Origin of the sequence: Pedobacter sp. MC2016-24 (assembly GCF_015223055.1) — a bacterium.
Taxonomy (GTDB): domain Bacteria; phylum Bacteroidota; class Bacteroidia; order Sphingobacteriales; family Sphingobacteriaceae; genus Pedobacter.
This window is the reverse complement of sequence record NZ_JADFBX010000037.1, coordinates 1-1,268: the sequence shown is the minus strand read 5'-3', so window position 1 is coordinate 1,268 and position 1,268 is coordinate 1. Positions and strand designations below refer to the sequence as shown.

At 40.3% G+C, this 1,268-nt stretch carries 1 protein-coding gene; it reads left to right on the top strand.

Going from position 1 to position 1,268, the window contains the following annotated elements:
* Positions 1 to 60 precede the first annotated feature (60 nt).
* Positions 61 to 1,238 (top strand): IS3 family transposase gene (locus IM797_RS28120; protein WP_194130553.1). Its coding sequence is split into 2 segments (ribosomal slippage): positions 61 to 331 and positions 331 to 1,238, totalling 1,179 coding nucleotides; the frame shifts between segments, so codons are not numbered across the junction.
* The last annotated feature ends 30 nt before the right edge of the window (positions 1,239 to 1,268 follow it).

Sequence of the window (1,268 nt, the reverse complement as noted above, 5' to 3'; positions counted from 1 at the left end):
TGGAGTTGCTACATTTGAGTGGACATCAAGTTAAGTGAATTTGGTAACTTAACAGAAATTATGTCACAAGAAAGAAAAACGTATCCAAAAGAGTTCAAGGTAATGAGTGTTGAACTGAGTAATACCCGTACAGACCTGAGCGCCCTTGCGAAAGAATTGGATATTAGTCCAGCGTTGTTGTATCGCTGGCGGAAGGAGTTTTCCAGCAAACAAGGCAGTAGTTTTCCTGGAAATGGAAAAGTCATACTCAGCGCAGCTGAGCAAGAGCTGGCTTTATTGAAGAAGGAATTGCGTGAAACGCAGATGGAGCGCGATATCTTAAAAAAGGCTATCAGCATTTTCTCCAAGGGCGACAACAAATATTCGGGTTCATAAAGGATCACTGCAGAATATTTTTAGTTGGGAAGATGTGTTCAGTATTTAAAGTGAGTAGGGCTGGATTTTACAAATGGACGGTCAGCAGTCCATCAAACAGAAGTATTGAAAATCAGATGATTGAAACCGAGGTTTTACAAGCCTTTGAGCATAGTAAAAAGATATATGGCAGTCCCAGGATTACCTTGGAACTGCATAAAAAGGCTATTAGCGTATCCCGACCGAGAGTTGCAAGAATCATGAAAAAAGCAAAACTGAGAAGCATAGTGAAGAAAAAATTTAAAGTTACTACAGATTCAAGCCATAAATTTCCTGTGCCAGAAAATGTACTGGAACGCGATTTTAAGCCTGGAATATTGGGTGCTGTCTGGGTATCCGATATTACTTACATTAGAACCAGGCAAGGCTGGCTGTATTTAACAACGGTGATTGATTTAGGTGATAGAAAAATCATCGGCTGGGCATTAAGTACCACAATGAAAGCAAACGATACCGTAATTCCTGCTTTCAAAATGGCGCAATCAAGACGACCAGTCACTCAGCAGCTCATTTTTCATTCTGATCGTGGGGTCCAGTATGCTTGTAATGAATTTCGATGGCTACTGGAGAAAAATCCTTTGATCATCAGAAGCATGAGCCGAAAAGGTAATTGTTGGGACAACGCAGTAGCTGAGAGCTTCTTTAAAACACTTAAAGCCGAATGTGTCTATCAACACAAGTTCATCGATAAACAGCACGCAGCACGCATTGTATTCGAGTATATTGAGACTTGGTACAATCGTAAAAGGCTACATTCTGCACTTGGATACGTGTCCCCAGAGGAATTCGGAAGAAATTTAAACAAACAAAATATTGCAGCTTAACCGAATGTCTACTTTATTGTTGCAATTCCA